Genomic DNA, 25,224 nt, shown 5'->3' with positions numbered 1-25,224 from the left:
GACTACCGGATGTGACCGTCGCCGGTGACGATGTACTTGGTGGAGGTCAGCTCGGGCAGGCCCATCGGGCCCCGGGCGTGCAGCTTCTGGGTCGAGATCCCGATTTCGGCGCCGAAGCCGAACTGGCCACCGTCCGTGAACCGGGTGGACGCATTCACGGCAACGGTGGTCGAGTCGACCAGCTGGGTGAAGCGCCGGGCGGCCGCCTGCGAGGTGGTGACGATGGCCTCGGTGTGGCCGGAGGTCCAGCGGCGGATGTGGGCGACGGCGTCGTCGAGGGAGTCCACGACGCCGGCGGCGATGTCGTAGGAGAGGTACTCGGCGGCCCAGTCCTCGTCGGTGGCGGGCAGGGCGGTGGCCTTGGTGCCCTCGGCGGCGGCGAGCACCCGGGCGTCGCCGTGGACGGTCACGCCGGCGTCGGCGAGGGCGTCGAGGGCGCGCGGCAGGAACGCGTCGGCGATGTCGCGGTGGACGAGGAGGGTTTCGGCGGAGTTGCAGACGGAGGGCCGCTGGGCCTTGGAGTTGATGAGGACGTCCACGGCCATGTCCAGGTCGGCCTGGGCGTCGACGTAGACGTGGCAGTTGCCGGTACCGGTCTCGATGACCGGGACGGTGGACTCCTCGACCACGGTCTTGATGAGGGCGGCACCGCCGCGCGGGATGAGCACGTCGACGAGGCCGCGGGCGCGCATCAGTTCGCGGACGGAGTCGCGGGACTCGCCGGGGACGAGCTGGATCGCGTCGGCGGGAATGCCGGTGCTCTCGACGGCGTCGCGCAGGATGGCGACGAGCGCGGTGTTGGAGGCGTAGGCGGAGGAGCTGCCGCGGAGCAGGACCGCGTTGCCCGACTTGAGGCAGAGTGCGGCGGCGTCGACGGTGACGTTGGGGCGGGCCTCGTAGATGATGCCGACGACGCCGAGCGGGACGCGGATCTGCCGGAGGTCGATGCCGTTGGGGAGGGTGCTGCCGCGGACGACCTCGCCGACGGGGTCGGGGAGGGCGGCGACGTCCCGTACGTCGGAGGCGATGGCTGCGATCCGCTCCGGGGTCAGGGTGAGGCGGTCGATGACCGTCTCGCTGGTGCCGGCCGCCCGCGCCTTGGCCGTGTCAGTGGCGTTGGCCTCGATGATCTCGGCGGTACGGGCCTCCAGCGCGTCGGCGATCGCCAGCAGGGCCGTGTCCTTGGCGGACCGCGGGAGGGGGGCGAGGGCGGCGGCGGCCGTGCGGGACCGCTGCGCGGTGGCGAGGACGGGCGAGGTGGCGGCATCGAGCGAGGTCATGCCGCCCAGGGTAATCCCCGGCCGGGCCCCGGCGGCCGGGGTTTCACCCCGCGAGACGGGTGTCCGGCGGACCGCTGCGCGGAGCCTCTCCCCGCCCCGCCCTTCCACCGTTCCCCGGGCGCTGCCCGGACCCGGTCCTCGAACGCCGGACGGGCTGGCAGACCTGGGGCTCCGCTCCGCCCCGGACCCCGCGCCTCAAACGCCGGCGGGCCTGGAAAGGGCTCCGCGCGTTCAGTAGGGGTGCACGCCTACCGGGTGGGCCGGGGGCAGGCCGTAGCCCTCCGCCACTCGTTGGTGGTAGGTGGCGCGGTCGATGACCTCCAGGCCGACGATCTCCCAGGGCGGGAGCTGCGCCGAGGAGCGGTGTTCGCCCCAGAGGCGCAGGGCGACGGCCGCCGCGTCGTGGAGGTCGCGGGCTTCCTCCCAGTAGCGGATCTCCGCGTGGTCGTCGGCGTACCGGCTGGTCAGCAGGAAGGGGTGGTCGTGGGCCAGTTGTTCCAGCCCGCGCCGGACCTCGGAGAGCGGCGCCGGTTTGCCGGAGACGCTCAGGGTCACGTGCCACAGACGGGAGTCCGCGTTCTTGTCGTCCCGCCCGTCCGCGCCACCGCCACCGCCGCCGTCACCGTCCCCCGGCCCGACGCTGGTCAGCGCTCGTCTCACCAGCCGCCTCCTGTCTCCGCCGCGCGTGTCCGCCCGCCTCTCACAGTTGACCAGTCCCCGGGCCGCCGCGCGGCGGTTTTACCGAACCTCAGCCCTGGAGCAGGACCAGATCGTCCCTGTGGACGACCTCCCGCTCGTACGCGGGTCCGAGTTCCCGTGCGAGCTCGCGGGTGGAGCGGCCGAGGAGCTGCGGGAGCTCCTTCGCGTCGAAGTTGACCAGGCCCCGGGCGACCGCCCGGCCGTCGGTGGCCCGCAGTTCCACGGGGTCCCCGGCGACGAAGTCTCCCTCGACCGCCGCGATGCCCGCCGGCAGCAGCGAGCTTCCGCGCTCGGTCACCGCGCGCACCGCGCCGTCGTCGAGGACGAGGTGTCCCTGCGGGGTCGACGCGTGCTGGAGCCAGAGCAGCCGGTCCGCCGAGCGGCGACCGGTGGAGTGGAACAGCGTGCCCGTCCCCCGGCCGGCCAGCGCGTCCGCGGCCTGGCTCGCGGAGGTCAGGACGACGGGGATCCCGGCAGCCGCCGCGATCCGCGCCGCCTCGACCTTGGTGACCATGCCGCCGGTGCCCACGCCTGCCTTGCCCGCGCTGCCGATGGAGACGTGCGCGATGTCCTCCGGTCCGCGGACCTCGTCGATGCGGGTGGTGCCGGGCTGCGCCGGGTCGCCGTCGTAGAGGCCGTCCACGTCGGAGAGGAGGACGAGGAGGTCCGCGCGGACGAGGTGGGCGACCAGGGCGGCCAGGCGGTCGTTGTCGCCGAAGCGGATCTCGTCCGTGGCGACGGTGTCGTTCTCGTTGACGACGGGCAGGGCGCCCATGGCCAGCAGCTGGTCCAGGGTGCGGTAGGCGTTGCGGTAGTGGGCGCGGCGGCTGGTGTCGTCTGTGGTGAGGAGCACCTGGCCGACGCGGACGCCGTACCGGGCGAAGGAGGCGGTGTACCGCGCGACGAGCAGTCCCTGCCCGACGCTGGCGGCGGCCTGCTGCCGGGCCAGGTCCTTGGGGCGGCGGCGCAGGCCGAGCGGGGAGAGCCCGGCGGCGATCGCTCCGCTGGAGACGAGGACGATCTCCTTCTCCCCGCCGCTGCGGGCCTTGGCCAGGACGTCCACCAGTGCGTCCACCCGGTCGGCGTCGAGTCCGCCGGCCGCGGTGGTCAGGGAGGAGGAGCCGACCTTGACCACGATCCTGCGGGCGTCCACGACACCTTGCCTAGCCGCTGACACGTCTGTCCCCTTGCCCCTTGCCGAAATGCCTGCGACCTCAATCTACGGGGTGGCGTACAGCGGTCGCTCAGGGGTTTCAGACCGTGGACGAGGTCCTGGACGGCTCCGGTTCCGCGGCCCGGGCGGCGCCCGGGACGAGGATCTTGCGGGAGAGCAGGAAGGTGAACGGGATGGCCACGACCGCCGCGACCAGCGGGGCGATCCGGGTGTCCATCCCGGCCCAGGTCACCAGGGCGTAGAGGCCTGCCGACTGGATGACGTAGTTCGTGACGTTGGTCAGCGGGAAGAGGAGGAACTTCTTCCACGTCGGCCGGGTCCGGTAGGTGAAGTAGGTGTTCATGAAGAACGAGCCGACCATCGCCAGCACGAAGGCGAGGGAGTAGGCGGCGAAGTACGGCATCCACGGGTGCAGGAGCAGGTAGATGCCGAAGAACGTGCCGGTGTTGACCCCGCCCACGAGGGCGAAGCGGAAGACCTGGCCGAGCTGGTCCTTGCGGCTCATCGGGTACTGCGCTCCGTGATCGTCGGCTCCGCCACGCGCGGCGCCCGGTCGGTGCGCGGGAGCGGGTCGGCGCCGTGCGCTTCCTTCACCAGGAAGTGCGGGCGGCGCTTGGTCTCGTAGTAGATGCGGCCGATGTACTCGCCGATGAGACCCAGCATGATCATCTGTACGCCGCCGATGCCGGCGATCATCGCGACCAGGGTGACGTAACCGGGCGAGTCCACGCCGTGGGTCATCGCCATGATGGTGATCCACAGGGCGTACAGGCCGGTCAGAGCCACCAGCGACACGCCGAGCCAGATCCCGATCCGCAGCGGCCTGTTGTTGAACGAGATCAGGCCGTCCATGCCGTAGTTCAGCAGGGAGCCGAACTTCCACTTCGTCTCGCCGGCCTCGCGCTGCGCGTTCTGGTAGTCGAAGTGGACGGTGTCGAAGCCGATCCAGGAGAACAGGCCCTTGGAGAAGCGGTTGTACTCCGGCAGCGACAGCAGCGCGTCCACGGCGGGGCGCGAGAGCATGCGGAAGTCGCCCACCCCGTCGGTGAGTTCGACGTCGACCCAGCGGTTCACGCCGCGGTAGTACAGGCGGCTGAGCGCGGAGCGGAGCTTCTTGTCGCCCTCGCGCGTGCGGCGGGCGATGATCTGGTCGTGGCCCTGCCGGTAGAGGTCGAGCATGGTCGCGATGAGCTCCGGCGGGTGCTGCAGGTCCGCGTCCATGATCACAACGGCGTCGCCGGTGGCCTCGCGCAGGCCGGCGAGCATGCCGGCCTCCTTGCCGAAGTTGCGGCTGAAGGAGACGTACCGGGTCTGCTCTCCGTGCTCGGCGGCGATCTTGCGGAGCTTGCCGAGGGTGCCGTCGCGGCTGCCGTCGTCGACGTAGCAGACCTCGTACTCGACGGGGAGGGCGTCCAGGACCCTGCGGATCTCGACGTCGAAGCTGTCGATGACGGCCTCTTCGTTGTAGCAAGGGACAACTACGGACAGCTTCGTCATGAACACTTCCTGCTGGGTCCGAACGGGTGATTGTCGGCGACCGGACCCGCCACTCACCTCTTCCTTAGAAGTATGCACGGCGAGAGTGGGCCTGCCTGAGTCGAGGGCGGCACGCGGTAGCGTGGACGAGATAAGCGGAATGAGCTGAACGAAACGCAACGAAACGAAGGGATCGAGGTGCACGTGCCCGACGTCTCCGTGGTCGTCATCGTCTACAACGACGCAGAGCGTCTGTCGACAGCAGTCCAGTCGGTTTTGGACCAGACCCTGCAGGGGGTCGAAGTCGTGATCGTCGACGACTGCAGCAAGGACCGCTCGTACGGGGTCGCCCAGGAACTGGAGGCCGCCCACCCGGGGAGGGTGCGCGCCTTCCGGCTGCCCGAGAACAGCGGCGGCTGCGGCGCGCCCCGCAACCACGGCATCCAGCAGGCCACCGGCAAGTACGTCATGTTCCTGGACAGCGACGACGTACTGGAGCGCAACGCCTGCCGGAACATGCTGGACGCCGCCGAGCGGACCGGCTCCGACCTGGTCTCGGGCATGTGCGTACGCGTGCACCTCGACAACCGGTGGGGCAAGACCACCGAGTGGTACCCCTGGATCTACTCGCGCACGCGCACGCTGGAGTCGATCACCGAGTTCCCCGACCTGCTGGTCTACGACACCCTCTCCACGAACAAGTGCTACCGGCGCGCGTTCCTGCTGGAGCAGGGCCTGGAGTTCCCGGTCGGCATCCACTACGAGGACCTGCTGTTCTCCGCCCAGGCGTACGTGGCGGCCCGCCGCATCACGCTGATCCCGAACCACGTCTACTTCTGGAACGTGGCCGAGAACGCCGCGGCGAAGTCGATCAGCAACCGGCGCCACGAGATCGCGAACTTCGTCCACCGGATGGAGATCCACCGCCGTGTCGACCAGCTGCTGGCGGCCAAGGGCCACACGGACATCAAGTCCGCGAAGGACGCCAAGTTCCTCAAGCACGACCTGGTCCTGCACCTGCGTGACCTGCCGCTGCTGAGCGACGCGTACCGCCAGGAGTTCGCCCGCCTCGCCAACGGCTACCTCGCCGGCATCGACCCGGCCGCGTACGAGAACGTCACGTACCTCCAGGCCATCTGCGCCTATCTGCTCGGCAAGGAGGACTGGGACAACCTGCTCCCTGCCGCCGACGCCATGACCAACAAGGGCCGGCTCTCCTCCTCGCTCGCCGAGCGCGACGGGCGGGTCTACTGGTGCGCCCGGCACATCGACAGCCCCGACACCGCCGAGGCCGCCGAGGCCCGCCGGATACTGGATGTCACCGATCAGGGCTTCCACACCGCCCCGCTCGCCTCCCTCCAGCTGGGCAACCGCCTCACCTCGTACGAGGACGACGGACGCGGGACCGTCACGCTGTCCGGCTCCGTCGTGAACCCGCTGGGCCGGATCCCGGCCGACGCGGAGCTGAAGGCCTCGCTGGAATTCCGGGCCCGCCGGCAGATCGGTGTGCGTTCGTTCAGCTTCCCGGTGGCAACCGTGCGCCACGCCGGTGACACGATCGAGTGGTCCGGTACCGCCGACGTCGGCAGCACCGTCCGCCCCCTCGGCATCATCGACGCCGTCTGGGACGTCCGGCTGAAGCTGACCTCCGGGAGGGACCGGGTCACCACCCGCGTCTCGGTGGGAGGTGTCGACCTGGAGTCGGCTGCCCGCCTGCGCGTGCGGCCCCGGCTCACCCGGCTGGTCTCCGACCGCTTCGAGCCGGAGGTCACCAAGAAGGGCAACCTCTCCTACGTCCTGACCGCCGAGAGCGCCGCCGCCGTCCGCACCCAGAGCCTGATCAACAACGCCATACAGGGCAAGGCGGCCAACGTGGTCAAGCGGGGCCTGCGCAAGGCCCTGCGGGTCCGCCGGAGCATGGGCTCCGGCGAGCAGAAGGTGAAGCTCTACCACGAGGTCTTCTCGAAGCTGCCGGTCAAGAAGGGCACGGTCGTCTTCGAGAGCCACATGGGCAAGCAGTACAGCGACAGCCCGAAGGCGATCTACGAGGAGCTGGTCCGCCAGGGCGCCCCCTTCGAGGCGATCTGGTCGTACGCGGGCGCCAAGCCCACCGGCTTCCCCAAGGAGGCCACCCTGGTGCGGCGCTGGAGCTGGCCGTACCTGCGCGCCCTGGCCCAGGCAGAGTTCTGGGTCGACAACCAGGGCTTCCCGCTGGCCCTCGCCAAGCGCCCGGGGACCACGTACATCCAGACCTGGCACGGCTCCGCGCTCAAGCGGATGGGCTTCCACGAGCCCCGCACCAAGGCGCAGGGCCGCGCGGGCCAGAACCGCTTCCAGGCGGCCGTCGACCGCTTCGACCACTTCCTGATCCGCTCCGAACACGACGCCCGGACCCTCGCCAAGGGCTTCCGGCTGCGCGACGAGGTGCTGCTGCGCACGGGTTACCCGCGCAACGACGCCCTCGTCGAGGCGCAGCGCGACGAGGCGGACACCGGTGAGCGGGTACGCGGTCCGCTGGCGGCCGAGCTCGGCCTCGACCCGGACAAGAAGGTGCTGCTGTACGCGCCGACCTTCCGGGCCGGCGCGGACGGCGCGGTCGAGGGGTTCAGCTTCCCGTTCGACGTGGAGGAGTTCGCCGACCGGCTCGGCGACCGCTTCACGCTGCTGGTGCGGACCCATTACCTCAACAGCGTCTCGCTGCCGCCGTCGGTCGCGGGCCGGGTCATCGACGTGTCCCGGCACCACGACATCACCCCGCTGCTGGCCCTCGCCGACGGACTGATCACCGACTACTCGTCCGTGATGTTCGACTACGCGGTCCTGGACCGGCCGATGGTGTTCTTCGCGTACGACTACGAGAAGTACGCCAACGACATCCGCGGCACGTACTTCGACCTGAAGGAGAAGGCCCCGGGCCCGGTGGTGGCGACCGCGGACGAACTCCTCCAGGCGCTCTCCGTCTTCGAGGAGGCCGACGCCAAGTACGCGGAGGCGCGGCAGCGTTTCCTCACCGAGTTCGGCGAGTACGACCGCGGGGACGCGGCCCGCCAGATCGTCGAGAAGTTCTTCAACAGGAGCGGCAAGTGAGCCAGCAGACCGCCACCCCGGGCGGCCGTGACATCTTCCTCGTCTCCAACAACGTCGACGAACTCGGCGGCGTGACCACCTGGTCGCACCAGATGGCCCGGCTGTTCACCGAGCGCGGGCACAAGGTGCACATCGTCGGCATCGCCCCGGTCGCCGAGGAGATCCGGCAGAAGCTCCCGCAGGACCTGCCGTACGAGATGACCACGCTGTACGACGCCCACCCGCCGGCGGCGCGCCGGCTGCACGGGATCAAGGGCCGGCTGAACGCGCCCGAGCGGCGCCGCCAGGCGGCCCGCAGGGCGGGGATGCGGGCCCGGGCGGAGAAGCTGAACGACTTGTTCCGCGCCGCGCGCCCGGGCGGCGTCGTGATCGTCACCCAGGTCTGGGCGATGGAGTGGGTGGCCCTCGCCGACACCAAGGGGCTCAGCGTCATCGGCATGAGCCACGAGTCCTTCGAGGCCAGCCGGAAGTCCACCCGCGGTGAGCGGGTCCGCCGTCACTACTCCGAGGTCGACCGGCTGCTGGTGCTGACGGCCGAGGACGCGGACCTGTGGATCCGGGCGGGCATGGAGAACGTCGGCAGCATGCCGAACCCGCTGCCGTTCATGCCCGACTCCCCTGCCCCGCGCACGGAGAAGGTCGTCGCGAGCGTCGGCCGTCTCGCCTTCGAGAAGGGCGTGGACCTGCTCCTCGACGCGTGGGCCGACGCCGCCCCCCACCACCCCGAGTGGGTGCTGCGGATCTACGGGGCTGGCCTGGAGGAGCCGGCGCTGCGGGCGCACTGCACCTCGCTGGGGCTTGACGACTCCGTGGAGTGGATGGGCAGCACCGACGACGTGCTGGGCGCGCTGCGCGGGGCCTCGGTCTTCGCGCAGGCCTCACGCGCCGAGGGGTTCCCGATCACCCTGCTGGAGGCCATGGCGGCGGGCGTGCCGGTGGCCGCCTTCGACTGCGCCCCGGGCGTACGGGAGATCGTCGAGCACGGCGAGGACGGGCTGCTGGCCCGGCTGGGCAACACGATGGAGCTGGCCGGGCACCTGCGCGCGCTGATGTCGGACCGCGAGCTGCGCGACCGGCTCGGTGACACGGCCTTCCAGTCGGTCAAGCGGTACTCCAGTGCCGAGATCACCGACCGGTGGGAAGCGCTGTTCTCCTTCCTGGAGCGCTGAGCAGCCCTCGGGCACGTACGGAGCCGCCCGCCCCGGACACGTCCGGGGCGGGCGGCTCCTGTGTCAGCCCCGTGCGGATCAGGGCTTGTGGACGTCCCGGTGCGCGTCCCTGTGCGCGTCCTTGCGAGCGGCCTTGTTGGCCTCCCAGCCGGCCCACGCGGAGGTGACCATCTCGCGGACGTCGTGCCGGGCCTTCCAGCCCAGCTCTGCGGTGATCTTGTCGGCCGAGGCCACGACCTTCGCCGGGTCTCCGGCGCGGCGCGGGACGATCACCGGCGGGACGTCGTGCCCGGTGTTGGTGTTCAGGAGCTCGACCATCTGGGCGACCGAGACGCCCTCGCCGCGCCCGATGTTGACGGTGAGGTCCTTGTACTCCCCCGCCGCGGCCCACTCGGCGAGCTTGCGGGCCGCCGCCACGTGGGCCTCCGCGAGGTCCTCGACGTGGATGTAGTCGCGGATGCAGGTGCCGTCCGGGGTCGGGTAGTCGTTGCCGAAGATCTTGGCGCCCTCGCCCGAGTCGTAGCGCTCGAAGACCATCGGGACCAGGTTGAAGACGCCGGTGTCGGCGAGCTCGGGGGTCGCGGCGCCCGCCACGTTGAAGTAGCGCAGGCATGCGGTGGCGATGCCGTGCGCCTTGCCGGCGGCGCGGATCAGCCACTCGCCGGCCAGCTTGGTCTCGCCGTACGGGCTCAGCGGCGCGCACGGGGTGTCCTCGGTGACCAGGTCCACGTCGGGCATGCCGTAGACGGAGGCGGAGGAGGAGAAGAGGACGTTGCGGATGCCCGCATCGGCCACGGCCTGGAGCAGGACCGTGAGGCCCTGCACGTTCTCGTGGTAGTAGTACAGCGGCTTCTCGACGGACTCGCCGACCTGCTTCTTGCCCGCGAGGTGCACCACACCGGTGATCTTGTGCTCGCGGATGGTCTTGTCGAGGATCAGCCGGTCCAGGACCGAGCCGACCACCAGCGGTACGCCCTCGGGGACGCGGTTCTCGTTGCCCGTGGAGAGGTCGTCGAGGACGACCACCTTCTCCCCCGCGAGCAGCATCGCCCGGACGACGTGCGCGCCGATGTATCCGGCGCCACCGGTGATCAGAAACGTCATGTGTATCTCCTGGTCCTGTCCGACTTCGGTGTGAAAGGTGTGAGAGGGCTGTCAGCCCGTCCCGTGGCCTGCCCGGGCCCGGTGGAGGCGGTTGCGTACGAGGTACAGCGCGCCCTCGGCCCCGGGCGCCAGGCGCAGCGCGAGGGCGCCGGCCCCCGTGCGGTACGGCTGCGCCAGCAGAACACCGTACCGGCTGCTGGGCAGGGCCCGGCGGCGAAGGAGCCGGCCCCGGGGGCGCAGGGAGGTGAACACGGAGGTCCCGTCGGCGCACTCCACCCCCACCCCGACGTTCCACGCCTGCATCCGGCGCAGTCCCCGGCGGCGGCCCGTGGCGGCCAGATCGGCGAGGCGGAAGGGCAGCAGCGCGACCCAGCCGCCGTTGCGGTCGGGGCGCAGCTCCACCGGCTGGGCGAGGACCGGGTCGCCGCCGGCGCGCGGCAGGAAGCGCAACTGCGCGGTGCGCGGACCGGCCTCGGCGAGACGGCCGTACAGGTCGTGCACGCGGATCCGGACCGCGGCGCGGCCGGCCGGCTCGGCGTCGACGGTGACGGGCAGCCCGTCCGTCGGCAGCGTGGCCAGGCCGTCGAGCGGGACCGGGAGCTCCTCGCTCCACACCGGCGCCCCGTCGGCGTCGGCCGCGTACGGGGGCAGTAGGCGCGGGGGCTCGGCGGCCAGCCGGGTGAGTCGCTCGACGTCGGCGGGCGGGGTGGGGGTGGCGCGCAGCACCGCGACGATCCAGCGGGCGTGGGGCGCGGCGGACTCGATGTCGGCCTCGGCGAAGGTGGCGACGTACTCGCGGGTAAGGGTCCACCAGGCGGCCTGGTGCGCGGGGTCGTTGCCGAGCTCGCGCAGGTACATGCGCAGGTCGTACTCCAGGAACTTCACCTGGCAGGCGCTGCCCAGCTCCGGGGAGGCGGCGGCGAGCGTCCGGGAGGCCGTGCGGTGGGCCTCGATGCGGGCCCGCCAGTTCGAGACGTCCTTGCGGTCCAGGGAGATCGACACCTGGGCGGCGCTGCGGCGCACGTGCCAGACGTACACGAGGTCGCCGACGACGGCGATGCGCGGAGCGGCGGCCAGCACCCGGGCGGTGAAGGCGAAGTCCTCGTAGACGAACCGGCCGTCGGGGAAGCGCAGGCCGTGCTTCTCCAGGAAGGCGCGGTCGTACAGCTTGTTGACGCAGAGGGTGTCCCGGACCAGCTCCGGGCGGTCCGCCGGCCGCTCGATGACGTCGCCGGGGGTGTAGAGCCCCGGCATCCACGGCACGTCGTGGTGCTGCGGCAGCTCGCGCCGCACGGCGGCGCCGACGGTCACCTGGGCGCGGTGCTCCTCCGCGGCGCGCACCAGGGCCTCGGCCGCGCCCGTTGGCAGGATGTCGTCGCTGTCGAGGAACAGGACGTACGGGGCGGTCGCGACGGCGATCCCGTCGTTGCGCGGGGTGCCGCACCCCCCGCTGTTCTCCGTACGGTGAACGACCTTGAGGCGGGGGTGTACGGCGGCCAGCTCGTCCAGGACCCGCGCGGTGCCGTCGGACGAGGCGTCGTTCACGGCGATGACCTCGGCGACCACCGGGCCCTGGGCGAGAGCCGAGGAGACGGCCTCGCCCACGAGCCCGGCGTCGTTGTACGCGATCACCACGACGGAAACGGTGGGGAGGTTGCTGCTGTTCACCCGAAGGATCCTAGGCGACCCGCGTAAAGACGCCTTCAATGCCGCCCGGGTGCCCTCTGGGGGAACCGGACTAGAACGGCCGGAATTCGTCGTACTCCTGCTGCGCCGAGTCCCCGCGCTTCGCGTCCTTCTCCTTGCGGCGCTGGGTGGCCGGACGCGGGGCTTCCATACGGTGGTCCTCACCGCGGCGGCCCAGCATCTCGGCGCCGGCCATCATGGTCGGCTCCCAGTCGAAGACGACCGCGTTCTCGTCGGATCCGATGGCCACGCCGTCGCCGGCGCGGGCGCCGGCCTTCCTCAGCGCGTCCTCGACACCGAGGCGGTTGAGGCGGTCCGCGAGGTAGCCCACGGCCTCGTCGTTGTTGAAGTCGGTCTGGCGGACCCAGCGCTCGGGCTTCTCGCCGCGCACGTTGTAGACGTCCTCGGCCTCGTCGTAGGTGACGGTGAAGCCGGCGTCGTCCACGGCCTTCGGGCGGATGACGATACGGGTCGCCTCCTCCTTCGGCTTGCGGGCGCGGGCCTTGGCGATGACCTCGGCGAGGAAGTAGGAGAGCTCCTTCAGACCCGTACGGGCGACCGCGGAGACCTCGAAGACCTTGTAACCGCGCGCCTCCAGGTCCGGGCGGACCATGTCGGCGAGCTCCTGGCCGTCCGGGATGTCGACCTTGTTCAGGACGACGAGGCGGGGGCGCTTCTCCAGGCCGCCGCCGTAGAGCTTGAGCTCCTCCTCGATGACGTCGAGGTCGGCGACCGGGTCGCGGTCGGACTCCAGCGTGGCGGTGTCCAGCACGTGCACCAGCACGGAGCAGCGCTCGACGTGGCGCAGGAACTCCAGGCCGAGGCCCTTGCCCTGGCTGGCGCCCGGGATCAGGCCCGGGACGTCGGCGATCGTGTAGACGGTCGAGCCGGCCGTGACGACGCCCAGGTTCGGGACGAGGGTGGTGAAGGGGTAGTCCGCGATCTTCGGCTTGGCGGAGGAGAGCACCGAGATCAGCGAGGACTTGCCGGCGCTCGGGAAGCCGACCAGCGCCACGTCGGCGACGGTCTTGAGCTCCAGGACGATGTCGCCGGTGGTACCGGGGACGCCGAGGAGGGCGAAGCCGGGCGCCTTGCGGCGGGCGGAGGAGAGCGCAGCGTTGCCGAGACCGCCCCGGCCGCCCTCGGCGGCGACGTAGGTGGTGCCCTGGCCGACGAGGTCGGCGAGGACGTTGCCCTCCTTGTCGAGGACGACGGTGCCGTCCGGCACGGGCAGGACCAGGTCCTGGCCGTCCTTGCCGGAGCGGTTGCCGCCCTCGCCGGGCTTGCCGTTGGTGGCCTTGCGGTGGGGGCTGTGGTGGTAGTCCAGCAGGGTGGTGATCGCCTGCTCCACCACCAGGATCACGTCGCCGCCACGGCCGCCGTTGCCGCCGTCGGGGCCGCCGAGCGGCTTGAACTTCTCCCGGTGAACGGAGGCGCAGCCGTGGCCCCCGTTACCCGCGGCGACATGCAGCTCGACGCGGTCCACGAAGGTGGTCATGGTTGTTCCTCCAGTTACATGCGGGAATGTCCCGGGCAGGCCTTGCCGCCCATTAAACGTCTGTACGTACCAACACGCCGAGGGCGGACCTCTCTTCCCGGCTTGCGCCGGAAAGAGCTGAGATCCGCCCTCGGGAAGTTACGAACGCTTGATCAGCCGAAGCTGGATCAGGCGGCCGGAACGATGTTGACGACCTTGCGGCCACGGTGCGTGCCGAACTCGACGGCACCGGCCTGCAGCGCGAACAGCGTGTCGTCGCCACCGCGACCGACACCCGAACCCGGGTGGAAGTGGGTGCCGCGCTGGCGGACGAGGATCTCACCAGCGGAGACGACCTGACCGCCGAAGCGCTTCACGCCGAGCCGCTGGGCATTGGAGTCGCGCCCGTTCCGGGTGGACGATGCGCCCTTCTTGTGTGCCATGTCTCAGTCCCTCTTACTTCGCAGCCGCGGGGATACCGGTGACCTTGATCGCCGTGTACTGCTGGCGGTGACCCTGGCGACGGCGGTAGCCGGTCTTGTTCTTGTAGCGCAGGATGTCGATCTTGGCGCCCTTGTGGTGGTCCACAATCTCGGCCGTGACCTTGATGCCGGCCAGGACCCACGGGTCGCTGGTCACGGCGTCGCCGTCGACAACGAGCAGGGTCGAGAGCTCGACCGTGTCGCCAACCTTGGCAGTGGAAATCTTGTCAACCTCAACGATGTCACCAACAGCAACCTTGTGCTGGCGACCACCGCTGCGCACGATGGCGTACACGCGGATCTCTCTCTCACTCGGGGCGGATGCTCCTGAAGCCAGCCGCTCAGTCGGGCCGGGGCCCGCACTGATCCGGAATGGACGAGCGGCCTCTCCCGTACGACGCTTGCGCGTGCGCGGCGGGAGGAAGGTGCTCAGGAGCGCGGCGCGCAGAACGGTAATCGTTCAAGACACGCCGACGGTCTAGGTTACGGGGCCGGTTCCTAAGGGTCAAACCGGGCCCGCGCGGCCGTGGGCCCCGCCTCGCGGCGGGGCCCACGGTCATGCCTCAGCGTGGATCAGGCTTCGGTCGGAGCCGAGACGGAGGGCAGAGTCTGCTGCTCGGCCGCCGCGGTCTTCTTCGTCGCCCGCTTGGCCGCGGTCTTCTTGGTCGTGGCCGCCTTCTTGGCCACGGTCTTCTTGGCCGCCGTCGCCTTCTTGGCGGTGGTGGCCTTCTTCGCCGCGGTCGCCTTCTTGGCCGGAGCCTTCCTGGCGGCCTTCTTGACCGGAGCGGCCTCCTCAGCGGGGGCCTCCGGCTCCGGCTCGCTCGCCGGGGCCTCCACGACCACCACGGCGGCCTCCGCCGCGCCTGCCGGGGAACCGGCGGGTGCGGTGGCCTTACGGGTGGCACGGCGGCGCGGACGGGCCGGCGCGGCCTCCGCCACGGGGGCCTCCTCGGCCGCGGCGACGACCGGCTCGGGCTCGGGCACGACGGCCGGCTCCGGCTCGGGCTCCGTCACGACGACCGGCTCCGGGGCCTCCTCGGCCGCGGTCGCCGGGGCGGTGGCCTTACGGGTCGCGCGGCGACGGGTACGGCCCTTCGGCGCGGCCTCCTCGACCGGAGCGGCCTCGACCGGAGCGGCCTCGACCGTCTCCGCGGCCTCCACGGCCTCGGTGACGACCTCGGCGGCCGGCTCCAGGACGGTGTCGGCCGGCGCGGTCACCGGCTCGGCGACGACCTCGGCCACGGGGGCCGGCGCCTGCGCCGGGGCGGCCACACCGCGCGGGGCGCCCGCCGGAGCGGTCGCCTTGCGGGTGGCGCGGCGACGGTTGCGACGGCCGCTCAGGCCCGCAGCGGCCTCCGCCTCGGCGGGGCTGCTGTACAGCTCCTCGTCCGCGACGAACTCGGGCTCGGGCAGCGCCCGCGGCGCGGCGGCCTCGGCGGCCACCTCGGCCTCGGACTCGAACTCCATCTCGACCGTCTCGACCTCGTGGTCGTGCTGGTCGAACTCCGCCTTGCCGCCGCGGCGCTTGGAACGCTTGCCGTTGCCGCCGCCGCCGATCGCCGTCGGCGTCTCCATGTGCACGATGACACCGCGGCCGTTGCAGTGGACGCAGGTCTCGGAGAAGGACTCCAGCAGACCCTGACCCACCCGCTTGCGGGTCATCTGGACCAGGCCCAGCGAGGTCACCTCGGCCACCTGGTGCTTGGTCCGGTCGCGGCCCAGGCACTCCAGCATGCGCCGCAGGACCAGGTCGCGGTTGGACTCCAGGACCATGTCGATGAAGTCGATGACGACGATGCCGCCCAGGTCGCGCAGCCGCAGCTGGCGCACGATCTCCTCGGCCGCCTCCAGGTTGTTCCTGGTGACGGTCTCCTCGAGGTTGCCGCCCTGACCGGTGAACTTGCCGGTGTTGACGTCGATGACGATCATCGCCTCGGTCTTGTCGATCACAAGCGAACCGCCCGAGGGCAGCCACACCTTGCGGTCGAGCGCCTTGGCGAGCTGCTCGTCGATCCGGTACGTCGCGAAGACGTCGACCTCGGAGGTCCAGCGGGACAGCCTGTCGGCCAGGTCCGGGGCCACGTGGTTCACGTAGCCGTGGATGGTCTCCCAGGCGCCGTCACCGCTGACGATGACCTTCGAGAAGTCCTCGTTGAAGATGTCGCGCACGACGCGGACGGTCATGTCCGGCTCGCCGTACAGCAGGCTCGGCGAAGAGGTCGAGATCTGCTTCGACTTCTTCTGGATGTCCTCCCACTGGGCCTGCAGGCGCTCGACGTCGCGGCGCAGCTCGTCCTCGCTCGCACCCTCGGCGGCGGTGCGCACGATGACGCCCGCGTCCTCGGGGACGATCTTCTTGAGGATGGTCTTCAGGCGCGCGCGCTCGGTGTCGGGCAGCTTGCGGCTGATGCCGGTCATAGAGCCCTCGGGCACGTAGACCAGGTAGCGGCCGGGCAGCGACACCTGGCTGGTCAGGCGGGCGCCCTTGTGGCCGATGGGGTCCTTGGTGACCTGCACCAGGACCGACTGGCCGGACTTGAGGGCGGACTCGATGCGGCGCGGCCCGTTGGCCATGCCGAGCGCCTCGAAGTTGACCTCACCGGCGTACAGGACCGCGTTGCGGCCCTTGCCGATGTCGATGAAAGCGGCCTCCATGGACGGCAGCACGTTCTGGACCTTGCCCAGGTAGACGTTGCCGACGTACGAGGTGGCCTCTTCCTTGTTGACGTAGTGCTCGACGAGCACGTTGTCCTCGAGGACGCCGATCTGGGTGCGCTCGCCGGCCTGGCGGACGACCATCACGCGCTCGACGGCCTCACGGCGGGCCAGGAACTCGGCCTCGGTGATGATCGGCACGCGGCGGCGGCCCTGCTCGCGGCCTTCGCGGCGGCGCTGCTTCTTCGCCTCCAGGCGGGTCGAGCCCTTGATGGACTGGACCTCGTCGGACGGCTCGGCCTTCTCACGGGCCGGGCGCGGCTCGCGGACCTTGACGACGGTGCGTACGCCGTCCTCCTCGGCCGCCTCGGTGGTGACCTCGGCGGGCTCACCGCTGCGGCGGCGACGGCGACGGCGGCGACGGCTGGAGCTGGAGCCGAGGGCCTCTTCGGCCTCCTCGTCCTCTTCCTCCTCAGCCTCGTGCTCCTCGGCCTCTGCCTCCGCCTCTTCCTCGGCGGACTCGTCGAGGTCGGCGGACTCGCCACGACGGCGGCGACGGCCACCGCGACGGCGGCGGCGCGAGGGGCGCTCGCCCGACTCGTCGCCCTCCTCGAATTCGGCGGACTCCTCTTCGAGCTCGGCCTCGGGCTCCTCCTCGGCGAGTACGTCGGGGAGGGAGACCGGCGCGGACTCGGCGACCGGGGCGGCCTCGGCGGCGCCGCGCCCACGGCGACGGCGGCGGCCTGCGGGCTGCGGGGCGGGGGTCTGGACGACCTCGGCCTGGGCCTCCGTCTCCTCCTCCTCGACCTCCTCGGCCGGGGCGGCGGCGCGGGCTGCCGCAGCTGCCATGGCCGCGGTCTCGGGGGTCTGGAACATCGGCTCGGCGAAGACCGGGGCCTGGAAGACGGCCACGGCGGGACGCGCGGCGCGGCGGGCCCGGGCCGGGGCGGCGGGCGCCTCGGTCTCGGCGGCCGCAGGCTGCGCGGGGGCGGCCGGGGCGGTGGTGGAACGGGTGGCGCGGCGGCGGCCGCCTCGCTTCGGGGAGTCCAGGGCGTCGGCCACGGTGAAGGCGCGGGCGGCGGCCTTGGGGGCCTCCTCGGCCACGGCCGGGGCCTCGTCCTCAACGGGTGCCGGGGCGGCCGGAGCGGCCACGGCGCGGGTGGCGCGGCGACGGGCACGCGGAGCGGGAGCGGCGGGAGCCTCCTCCTCGACCACGGGCGCGGCCTCGGCGGCCGGAGCCTCGACGACCTCGGCTGCCGGGGCGGCCTCGGCGGCCGGAGCGGCGACGGCGCGGGTCGCCCGACGGCGGGCACGCGGAGCGGGAGCGGCCGGAGCCTCCTCCTCGACCACGGGCGCGGCCTCGGCGGCCGGAGCCTCGGGAGCGGCGACGGCGCGGGTGGCACGACGACGGGCACGCGGAGCGGGAGCGGCGGGCTCCTCGGCCACGGCGGCCGGGGCCTCGACGGGCGCAGCCGGGGCGGCGGCCTCGGCGGCCGGGGTCTCGGGAGCGGCCACGGCGCGGGTCGCGCGGCGGCGGGTACGAGCGGGGGCGGCGGCCGGAGCGGCCTCCTCCACGGGGGCGGCCGGGGCGGCCTCCGTCACCGGGCTCGCCTCTGCGGCGGTGGCGCCGGGCGGCCCGGCGGGCCGGGAAGCGGCGCGGCGACGCCTGCGCGGAGGCAGGTTGTCACTCGGGCTGCTGTTGTCGGCGTTGCCGGCGGTGGTGGTGTCGTTTTCGTTGTTGAGCATTGCGGGCGGTTCTCCCGTCACGCTCCCGGGCGCCGCGGCTGACTTCCGGTCCGGCACGGCTCCGCGCAATGAGCGCGGAACCGGCCTCCGGGGCGCGTTCGCCACACGGGAACTCAGTTCATGGCCGCCGGTTCCGTACGTGTTGTCCGTACGGCCTGGCGGAAGTCTTCAGGTCTGTGCGCGGCCCGACCCAGGTGGCTCCCGAGTGCCAGGGCTGCGCGACGGCGACGTTCCTTACGCGGCGGGACCTTCCGGCGCCTTCGCGTCGGCGGCTACGGCGGCCGTGGGTGGGGCGGCCGTATCAGCCTCGCGGTCGGGCGCGAGCGGGTCGGTCACCGTGCCGGACTCCTCGTCGAAGAGCCCCTGCGCCAGCCTGGTCACCGCTGAGGGGACCGGCGGCGCCAGGTCGGCCACAGCTCGGAGACCGGACAGGACGTCGTCGGGTCGCACGGCAGGTGTCAGATGCCGAACAACCAGCCGCAGTATCGCACAGGCATCGTCCAGGGGCCTATCAGCCGGGGCGGGAAGGGCCTCCAGGGTGACGACGGCGCCGCGCGTGTCGAAGGTCCTCATGCCGTTCTTGGTGCGGCGCTGCACCTCCACGGTCTCGGCGGCGAGGAAGGCCGCCACGGCCCGCTCGGCCTCGGCGGGCTCCACGCCGTCCAGGCGCAGCTCCCACACCGAGGCGGTGAGCCGGTCCGCGAGGCCCGAGGTACGGGCCTCCACGGCGTCGATGATGTCGAGCCCGGCCGGCATCGACTCGTCGAGCAGCTCGCGGAGCTTCTCGGGGTCGCGGGACTCGGCGAGGGCGATCTCCAGGTACTCGGCCTCGCTGCCGGTCCCGGTCGGGGCGGCGTTCGCGTACGAGACGCGGGGGTGCGGGGTGAAGCCGGCCGAGTACGCCATCGGCACCTCGGCGCGGCGCAGGGCCCGTTCGAAGGCGCGCTGGAAGTCGCGGTGGCTGGTGAACCGGAGGCGGCCGCGCTTGGTGTAGCGCAGTCGGATGCGCTGCACCACCGGTGCGGGAGGCGGGCCTTCGGGCTGTCGCTTGCCCAGTGGTTCTTCTCCTTGTGCGGGGCTCCGCGGCTCGCGCGTCGCCCTGAGCGTCTGTGGGACCTGCCGGCCACGCCCGGCCTCCGGCTCACCCCTGCCGTTCGTGGAGGGAGATCTCGGGAGCGGGCGTGTTGCCTGCGGCTGTCGTCCTACCCAGAGTACGCGCCCGTGACCTCGCCGGTTCCCGGGAAGGGGGACCGAAGAGCGCCTGCCGTACGGAAGCTCGCGCCTCCCGCACCGCGAGGCGCGAGCTGCGCCACACCTCGCGGACGAGGTGTCCGGCGGGGGTGAGCACGTGCCGGCGGACCCAGGCCGCGGGGCGGGCGACGAGGCCGCGCCACAGCCGGAGGAGTCCGCGGCCGAGGGCGCGGCTGACGCGGCCGGCGAGGTGCCAGGCGGCGGCGACGAAGTGCCCGAGGGGCGTGAGCACGTAGCGGTAAAGGCCCCGCGCGGCCCAGGCCACGCCGTGCCCGAGGGGGGTCAGGAGATAGCGGTACGTCCCGACCGCGGCCGGGACGGCGACGTACCGCCACAGCGCGGCCCACGGCCACACGAACAGGGCCTTCGCCAGCCAGCCGAGCGCGGCCCCGGCGCTCCGGGCCAGCCGGACCAGGCCTCGGCCGGCCGGGGTGAGGACGTACTGGTACAGCCCGCGCGCCAGCCAGGCGATGCCCCGGGCCGGCGGCACCAGCAGGTACCGGTACGCGGCGGCGAGCGTCCAGGCGACCGCGCCGCCGGCCGGCCGCAGCAGGTACCGGTACAGCGCGGCGGCGACGGGGACCAGTACGTACCGCCACAACGCCACCCACGGCCACACGAACAGGGCCTTCGCCAGCCAGCCGACCGCCTGCCCGAGGGGGACGAGGAGCCGGCGCCACAGGGCGGCGCCGACGGGCGCGAGGACGTACCGCCCCAGCGCGGCCCACGGCCAGTAGAAGACGGCGAGGGCCAGCCACTTCAGGACCAGTCCCGTACCTCGGGCCAGCCAGGCCAGTCCGTGCCCGACCGGAGCCAGGACGTACCGGACGAGCCGGCTGAACAGCCGGGCCAGCGCGTCTCCGGCCGGGCGCAGGGCGCGGCGGTGCACGCTGCGGGCCCCTAGGACCAGCAGGTCCCAGGCCATCCGCAGCGGCAGCACGATCACGACGGCCAGGATCCGCACCGGGATCCGGACCACCGCGAAGACGCACCCTTGGCCGCCGGGTCCGGGCTCGTGCCTGCCGTGTTTTTCCAGGTCCATGCACGTGACGACGCACGCAGGGCCCGCACCGTTGCACGCGGGCCCCGCGATCAGCCGAACGAAGACGCCCCCCACCGTTCCCGGTGAGGGGCGTCTCGCGGGCTGCGTCAGCCCGAGGTCACTTCGCGACCGACAGCGGCAGCAGCTTCTTGCCGGTCGGGCCGATCTGGATCTCGGTCTGCATCTGAGGACACACACCGCAGTCGAAGCACGGGGTCCAGCGGCAGTCGTCGACCTCGGTCTCGTCGAGGGCGTCCTGCCAGTCCTCCCAGAGCCAGTCCTTGTCGAGACCGGAGTCCAGGTGGTCCCAGGGCAGTACCTCCTCGTACGTGCGCTCACGCGTCGTGTACCAGGCCACGTCCACGCCGTACGCGGGCAGCGTCTTCTCCGCCGCCTCCATCCAGCGGTCGTACGAGAAGTGCTCGCGCCAGCCGTCGAAGCGGCCGCCCGACTCGTACACGGCTCGGATGACGTCGCCGATGCGGCGGTCACCGCGCGAGAGGAGGCCCTCGACGATGCCCGGCTTGCCGTCGTGGTAGCGGAAGCCGATGGAGCGGCCGTACTTCTTGTCGCCGCGGATCTTGTCGCGGAGCTTGCCCAGGCGGGCGTCCGTTTCCTCGGCCGACAGCTGCGGCGCCCACTGGAACGGGGTGTGCGGCTTGGGGACGAACCCGCCGATGGACACCGTGCAGCGGATGTCGTTCTGGCCGGAGACCTCGCGGCCCTTGGCGATGACGTTGACCGCCATGTCGCCGATCTGGAGGACGTCGTCGTCGGTCTCGGTCGGCAGGCCGCACATGAAGTACAGCTTCACCTGACGCCAGCCGTTGCCGTAGGCGGTGGCGACGGTCCGGATCAGGTCCTCTTCCGAGACCATCTTGTTGATGACCTTGCGCATGCGCTCGGAGCCGCCCTCGGGGGCGAAGGTCAGACCGGAGCGGCGGCCGTTGCGGGTCAGCTCGTTGGCCAGGTCCACGTTGAACGCGTCCACACGGGTCGACGGCAGGGACAGGCCCACCTTGTCGTCCGTGTAGCGGTCCGCGAGGCCCTTGGCGATGTCGGCGATCTCCGTGTGGTCCGCGGACGACAGGGAGAGGAGGCCGACCTCCTCGAAGCCGGTGGCCTTCAGACCGCGCTCCACCATCTCGCCGATGCCGGTGATGCTTCGCTCCCGCACGGGGCGCGTGATCATGCCGGCCTGGCAGAAACGGCAGCCGCGGGTGCAGCCGCGGAAGATCTCCACCGACATCCGCTCGTGGACGGTCTCGGCGAGCGGGACCAGCGGCTGCTTGGGGTAGGGCCACTCGTCGAGGTCCATGACGGTGTGCTTGGAGACCCGGTACGGGACACCCGACTTGTTGGGTGCGACGCGGGCGATGCGGCCGTCCGGCAGGTAGTCGACGTCGTAGAAGCCGGGCACGTAGACCTGGCCCGTCCTGGCGAGGCGGAAGAGGACCTCCTCGCGGCCGCCCGGCCGCCCCTCGGCCTTCCACGTGCGGATGATCTCGGTCATGTCGAGGACGGCCTGCTCGCCGTCGCCGATGACCGCGCAGTCGATGAACTCCGCGATCGGCTCGGGGTTGAAGGCCGCGTGGCCGCCCGCGAGGACGATCGGGTGGTCGACCGTACGGTTCCTGGCCTCCAGCGGGATGCCCGCGAGGTCCAGCGCCGTGAGCATGTTCGTGTAGCCCAGCTCCGTGGAGAAGGACAGGCCGAACACGTCGAACGCCGAGACCGGGCGGTGGCTGTCCACCGTGAACTGCGGCACGTTGTGCTCGCGCATCAGTTCTTCGAGGTCGGGCCACACGCTGTAGGTGCGCTCGGCGAGGACGCCCTCGCGCTCGTTGAGCACTTCGTAGAGGATCATGACGCCCTGGTTGGGCAGCCCGACTTCGTACGCGTCCGGGTACATCAGCGCCCAGCGGACGTCGCAGCTCTCCCACGGCTTCACCGTGGAGTTGAGTTCACCGCCGACGTACTGGATGGGCTTCTGCACGTGCGGAAGCAGGGCCTCAAGCTGAGGGAAGACCGATTCGGTCATCACGCGACTTTCGTGAAGCGGGCAGGGGGCAGCTCTCAAGCGTACCCCGAGGCTCAGCCGCCCCCTCCCACATGATCATCCCAGCGCCGCCCGCAGTCCCCGCTTGGAAGCCTTCGCCCAGATGTCCGGAAGCTCCCCTTCGAGCCGTGCGGCCAGGGCCTCCTCGTGGGCGTAGAGCACGCCCCAGGTGAAGGCGGACTCCCCGGCGCCCTCCGCCTGGACGGCGAGGCCGTGCAGGGCGTCGCGGGCGACCACGCTGTCCTGGTGGTCGCCGAGCAGGGACTGGACCCGCTTGATGGCCTTGGCCAGGCGTTTCGCCGGTTTGCCGAGCGCGGGCGCGGCCGCCTCCGCCGCGTACCGGGCGCGTTTGGCCGCCTTGCGGGCCTCGTGCAGGGCCAGGTCGCGCTCGTGGCCCTCGGCGAGGGCGAGTGCCGTGTCGACGCGGCCGGCGAGGCGTTCGTAGTCGCGCAGGACGGCCTTCGGCAGGACGCGCTCGGCCAGCCCGCGGGCGTTCTTGCGCAGCGGGGGCTCGTCCAGCACGGCGTCGAGGGAGTCGAGCAGGGTGAGGTAGCGCGCGCTGTCGAGCGCGGCCAGGACCCGGCGGCGCGATCCGGAGCGGCGGGTGGCGTTCCACGTGCGCAGCCGGCCGCGGACCGGGCCGAGCAACAGGGTGCGCGGCAGCTCGTCGAGGCGGGCCTGGACCCGCTCCATCAGGACCTCCTGGTCGCGGTCGACGCCGAGTTCGGCGGCGAGCCAGCGCAGTTCCTCGCCGAGCGGGTCGGTGACGGTGCGGTCCAGCACCTTGCGGTACGTCTTGAAGGCGCTGCGCAGGCGGCGGGTGGCGACCCGCATTTGGTGGACGGAGTCCGGGAGGCCCCGCCGCACGGCCGGGTCCTGGGCGATCAGGGCGTCGCGCTGCTCGCGCAGGTACGCCAGGACGTACGCGCCCGCCGTGCCGTCGGAGGCTTCGTCCCCGGACCGGGCCGGCGGCGCGGTGCCGGTCTCGGCCAGCGCCCGGGCGAGCTTCGAGGGGGCGTCGGAGACCTTCAGCCCGGCCTTGCGGAAGGTCTTCTCGACAGCGTCGAGCAGCCCGGGGTCGACGCCGTCGGCGAGCTCCACCTCGACCTCGGTCCAGGTGGCGGTGGCCTCGCCCCGCTCGGCCCGGACCGTGTCGGTGCTCAGTTCCGCGAGCAGGGCTCCGCCTGCGTCCAGAAGGTGGCTGACCCGGCGCGAGGAGAGGAGCCTGACCTGCGGCTCCAGTCCGGCGGCCCGTACCCGCGAGCGGAGCAGGGCGGCGAGCGTGCGCGGGACCGTGTCGCTGAGCGCGGCCCCGATCTCGTCGCGCACCCCCGGGGAGACGGGCAGTTTGAGGTGCCAGCCGGCGTCGGCGCCGCCGGTTCTGCGCCGCAGGGTGAGGCCGTCGGCCGCGAGCCGCTGGTCGGGGGTGTCGTAGTAGACGGCGTCGAGGTCGACGGTGCCCTGATCGGACACGGCCGCGATCGCGGCCGTGCCCGTCAGGTCCGGGACTCCCCGCCGGGCCGACTTCGCCTGAGAGAACTCGAATTTCCGCTCGATCTCGCGTTTCGTGTCCGCCATAGACCGAACTTAGTCCTGAACGGATCACGTCGGCAGGGTGAACGGGGCATCAGGCCGACAATGGCCGCTGCACCTTGATCGACTGCAACAGCCCGATGGCCACCCACACCGCGAACATCGACGAACCTCCGTACGAGACGAAGGGCAGCGGGAGCCCGGCCACCGGCATGATCCCGAGGTTCATCCCGATGTTCTCGAAGGCCTGGAAGGCGAACCAGGCGATGATCCCGGCGCACACGATCGTCCCGTAGAGCTCGGTGGTCTCCCGGGCGATCATGCAGGCGCGCCACAGCACGATGCCGAGCAGCAGCAGGATCAGCCCGGCCCCGACGAAGCCCAGCTCCTCCCCCGCCACCGTGAAGACGAAGTCGGTCTGCTGCTCCGGCACGAACTGGCCGGTGGTCTGGGAGCCCTTGAAGAGCCCTGATCCGGTCAGCCCGCCGGAGCCGATCGCGATGCGCGCCTGGTTGGTGTTGTAGCCCACGCCGGCGGGGTCGAGTTCGGGGTTGGCGAAGGCCGCGAAGCGGTTGATCTGGTACTCGTCCAGGACGCCGAGCTGCCATATCAGGACGGCCCCGCCCACGCCCGAGCCGATCAGGCCCAGCACCCAGCGGTTGGAGGCCCCCGAGCCCAGCAGCACGCCGAGCACGATGACGACCATGACCATGACGGACCCGAGGTCGGGCATCAGCATGACGATGCCCATCGGGGCGGCGGCCAGGCAGAGTGCCTTGACGACCGTGCGGTGGTCCGGGTGGGTGAGGTCGCCCGCGTCCACCCGGGTGGCCAGCAGCACCGCCATGACCAGGATGATCGTGATCTTCACGAACTCGGAGGGCTGGAGGGAGAACCCGCCGCCGATCACGATCCACGCGTGGGCGCCGTTGATGGTGGCGCCGAGCGGGGTGAGCACGGCGAGGATCAGCACGAGCGAGAGCCCGTAGAGGACCGGCACCGCACCGCGCAGGGTGCGGTGGCCGAGCCAGACGGTGCCGATCATCAGCACGAGGCCGATGCCGGTGTTCAGGGCGTGCCGCAGGAGGAAGTAGTACGGGTCCCCCTGGTTCAGGGAGGTCCGGTTGCGGGTCGCCGACCACACCAGCAGGGAGCCGATGAAGGACAGGGCGAGTGCGGAGAGGAGTATCGGCCAGTCGAGCCGGCGCACCACCGAGTCGCGGGCGGTGAGCTTGGCCATCGCCCCGCGCTCGGGCGCGTACCGGGAGACGGAGAACTTGTTGGCGGTCTGCATGTCGGTTTCG

At 71.8% G+C, this 25,224-nt stretch carries 18 protein-coding genes; 2 read left to right on the top strand and 16 right to left on the bottom strand.

Translation table 11 applies throughout. The features are described 5' to 3' along the window. Positions 1-2 precede the first annotated feature (2 nt). From AB0D48_RS16980 to AB0D48_RS16960, 5 genes are all read right to left on the bottom strand, one after another. Entirely contained in the window at positions 3-1,280 is a 1,278-nt protein-coding gene (locus AB0D48_RS16980) for a glutamate-5-semialdehyde dehydrogenase (RefSeq protein WP_362396647.1), read from the bottom strand. 231 nt (positions 1,281-1,511) lie between these two features. Beyond that, entirely contained in the window at positions 1,512-1,940 is a 429-nt protein-coding gene (locus AB0D48_RS16975; RefSeq protein WP_362396644.1) for a hypothetical protein, read from the bottom strand. 88 nt (positions 1,941-2,028) lie between these two features. Further along, positions 2,029-3,156 (bottom strand): glutamate 5-kinase, encoded by a 1,128-nt coding sequence (proB, locus tag AB0D48_RS16970; protein ID WP_362396641.1) that lies wholly within the window; start codon positions 3,154-3,156, stop codon positions 2,029-2,031. 76 nt (positions 3,157-3,232) lie between these two features. Beyond that, the gene (locus tag AB0D48_RS16965) at positions 3,233-3,658 is read right to left on the bottom strand and encodes a GtrA family protein (protein WP_362396638.1); all 426 of its coding nucleotides are present in this window, start codon (positions 3,656-3,658) and stop codon (positions 3,233-3,235) included. Further along, a complete protein-coding gene (locus AB0D48_RS16960) occupies positions 3,655-4,650 on the bottom strand; it encodes a glycosyltransferase family 2 protein (protein ID WP_362396635.1) in 996 nt (331 codons plus the stop codon). Before AB0D48_RS16960 ends, AB0D48_RS16965 begins: the two co-directional genes overlap by 4 nt. Before the next feature lie 177 nt (positions 4,651-4,827). Between AB0D48_RS16960 and AB0D48_RS16955 the strand changes: the two genes are divergently transcribed. Continuing rightward, on the top strand, positions 4,828-7,716 hold the full coding sequence (locus tag AB0D48_RS16955; protein ID WP_362396632.1) for a bifunctional glycosyltransferase family 2 protein/CDP-glycerol:glycerophosphate glycerophosphotransferase: 2,889 nt from the start codon (positions 4,828-4,830) through the stop codon (positions 7,714-7,716). After that, a complete protein-coding gene (locus AB0D48_RS16950; RefSeq protein ID WP_362396629.1) occupies positions 7,713-8,885 on the top strand; it encodes a glycosyltransferase in 1,173 nt (390 codons plus the stop codon). The genes AB0D48_RS16955 and AB0D48_RS16950 overlap by 4 nt, the downstream gene beginning before the upstream one ends. 78 nt (positions 8,886-8,963) lie before the next feature. On the opposite strand, the gene galE is transcribed toward AB0D48_RS16950, so the two are convergent. The 11 genes from galE to rodA all read right to left on the bottom strand — a co-directional run bounded on the left by galE (position 8,964) and on the right by rodA (position 25,214). Then, positions 8,964-9,989 (bottom strand): UDP-glucose 4-epimerase GalE, encoded by a 1,026-nt coding sequence (gene galE, locus AB0D48_RS16945; protein ID WP_362396626.1) that lies wholly within the window; start codon positions 9,987-9,989, stop codon positions 8,964-8,966. A 51-nt stretch (positions 9,990-10,040) separates the two neighbouring features. Further along, entirely contained in the window at positions 10,041-11,657 is a 1,617-nt protein-coding gene (locus AB0D48_RS16940) for a glycosyltransferase family 2 protein (RefSeq protein WP_362396623.1), read from the bottom strand. A gap of 70 nt (positions 11,658-11,727) precedes the next feature. Beyond that, positions 11,728-13,173 (bottom strand): GTPase ObgE, encoded by a 1,446-nt coding sequence (obgE, locus tag AB0D48_RS16935; protein ID WP_362396620.1) that lies wholly within the window; start codon positions 13,171-13,173, stop codon positions 11,728-11,730. A 167-nt stretch (positions 13,174-13,340) separates the two neighbouring features. After that, positions 13,341-13,595 carry a 50S ribosomal protein L27 gene (rpmA, locus tag AB0D48_RS16930; protein WP_048480572.1) on the bottom strand — a complete coding sequence of 85 codons (255 nt, stop codon included), beginning with the start codon at positions 13,593-13,595 and terminating at the stop codon, positions 13,341-13,343. Between the two features lie 13 nt (positions 13,596-13,608). Continuing rightward, positions 13,609-13,929 (bottom strand): 50S ribosomal protein L21, encoded by a 321-nt coding sequence (gene rplU / locus AB0D48_RS16925; RefSeq protein ID WP_030715748.1) that lies wholly within the window; start codon positions 13,927-13,929, stop codon positions 13,609-13,611. Between the two features lie 278 nt (positions 13,930-14,207). Beyond that, the gene (locus AB0D48_RS16920) at positions 14,208-18,035 is read right to left on the bottom strand and encodes an Rne/Rng family ribonuclease (RefSeq protein ID WP_362396615.1); all 3,828 of its coding nucleotides are present in this window, start codon (positions 18,033-18,035) and stop codon (positions 14,208-14,210) included. A 234-nt stretch (positions 18,036-18,269) separates the two neighbouring features. After that, the gene (locus AB0D48_RS16915) at positions 18,270-19,049 is read right to left on the bottom strand and encodes a TIGR03936 family radical SAM-associated protein (RefSeq protein ID WP_362396613.1); all 780 of its coding nucleotides are present in this window, start codon (positions 19,047-19,049) and stop codon (positions 18,270-18,272) included. Between the two features lie 127 nt (positions 19,050-19,176). After that, positions 19,177-20,328 carry a hypothetical protein gene (locus AB0D48_RS16910; protein ID WP_362396610.1) on the bottom strand — a complete coding sequence of 384 codons (1,152 nt, stop codon included), beginning with the start codon at positions 20,326-20,328 and terminating at the stop codon, positions 19,177-19,179. Between the two features lie 118 nt (positions 20,329-20,446). Beyond that, on the bottom strand, positions 20,447-22,372 hold the full coding sequence (locus tag AB0D48_RS16905; RefSeq protein ID WP_362396607.1) for a TIGR03960 family B12-binding radical SAM protein: 1,926 nt from the start codon (positions 22,370-22,372) through the stop codon (positions 20,447-20,449). A 72-nt stretch (positions 22,373-22,444) separates the two neighbouring features. Beyond that, positions 22,445-23,965, bottom strand: a complete 1,521-nt coding sequence (locus tag AB0D48_RS16900; protein ID WP_362396605.1) for a CYTH and CHAD domain-containing protein — start codon at positions 23,963-23,965, stop codon at positions 22,445-22,447. 49 nt (positions 23,966-24,014) lie between these two features. Then, positions 24,015-25,214, bottom strand: coding sequence for a rod shape-determining protein RodA (gene rodA / locus AB0D48_RS16895; protein ID WP_362396602.1), 1,200 nt, complete (start codon positions 25,212-25,214; stop codon positions 24,015-24,017). Positions 25,215-25,224: the final 10 nt, after the last annotated feature.

This window comes from Streptomyces sp. NPDC048269 (genome assembly GCF_040652395.1).
GTDB lineage: Bacteria > Actinomycetota > Actinomycetes > Streptomycetales > Streptomycetaceae > Streptomyces.
Note: the sequence above shows the minus strand (reverse complement) of the source record. Positions and strands in the feature narration are given on the sequence as shown.

What these genes read in the sequence shown, in the direction of transcription:
- AB0D48_RS16980 (WP_362396647.1), bottom strand. Translation starts at nt 1,280, where the DNA reads ATGACCTCGCTCGATGCCGCCACCTCGCCCGTCCTCGCCACCGCGCAG.
- AB0D48_RS16965 (WP_362396638.1), bottom strand. Translation starts at nt 3,658, where the DNA reads ATGAGCCGCAAGGACCAGCTCGGCCAGGTCTTCCGCTTCGCCCTCGTG.
- AB0D48_RS16960 (WP_362396635.1), bottom strand. Translation starts at nt 4,650, where the DNA reads ATGACGAAGCTGTCCGTAGTTGTCCCTTGCTACAACGAAGAGGCCGTC.
- galE (WP_362396626.1), bottom strand. Translation starts at nt 9,989, where the DNA reads ATGACGTTTCTGATCACCGGTGGCGCCGGATACATCGGCGCGCACGTC.
- obgE (WP_362396620.1), bottom strand. Translation starts at nt 13,173, where the DNA reads ATGACCACCTTCGTGGACCGCGTCGAGCTGCATGTCGCCGCGGGTAAC.
- rpmA (WP_048480572.1), bottom strand. Translation starts at nt 13,595, where the DNA reads ATGGCACACAAGAAGGGCGCATCGTCCACCCGGAACGGGCGCGACTCC.
- AB0D48_RS16920 (WP_362396615.1), bottom strand. Translation starts at nt 18,035, where the DNA reads ATGCTCAACAACGAAAACGACACCACCACCGCCGGCAACGCCGACAAC.
- AB0D48_RS16910 (WP_362396610.1), bottom strand. Translation starts at nt 20,328, where the DNA reads ATGGACCTGGAAAAACACGGCAGGCACGAGCCCGGACCCGGCGGCCAA.
- AB0D48_RS16900 (WP_362396605.1), bottom strand. Translation starts at nt 23,965, where the DNA reads ATGGCGGACACGAAACGCGAGATCGAGCGGAAATTCGAGTTCTCTCAG.
- rodA (WP_362396602.1), bottom strand. Translation starts at nt 25,214, where the DNA reads ATGCAGACCGCCAACAAGTTCTCCGTCTCCCGGTACGCGCCCGAGCGC.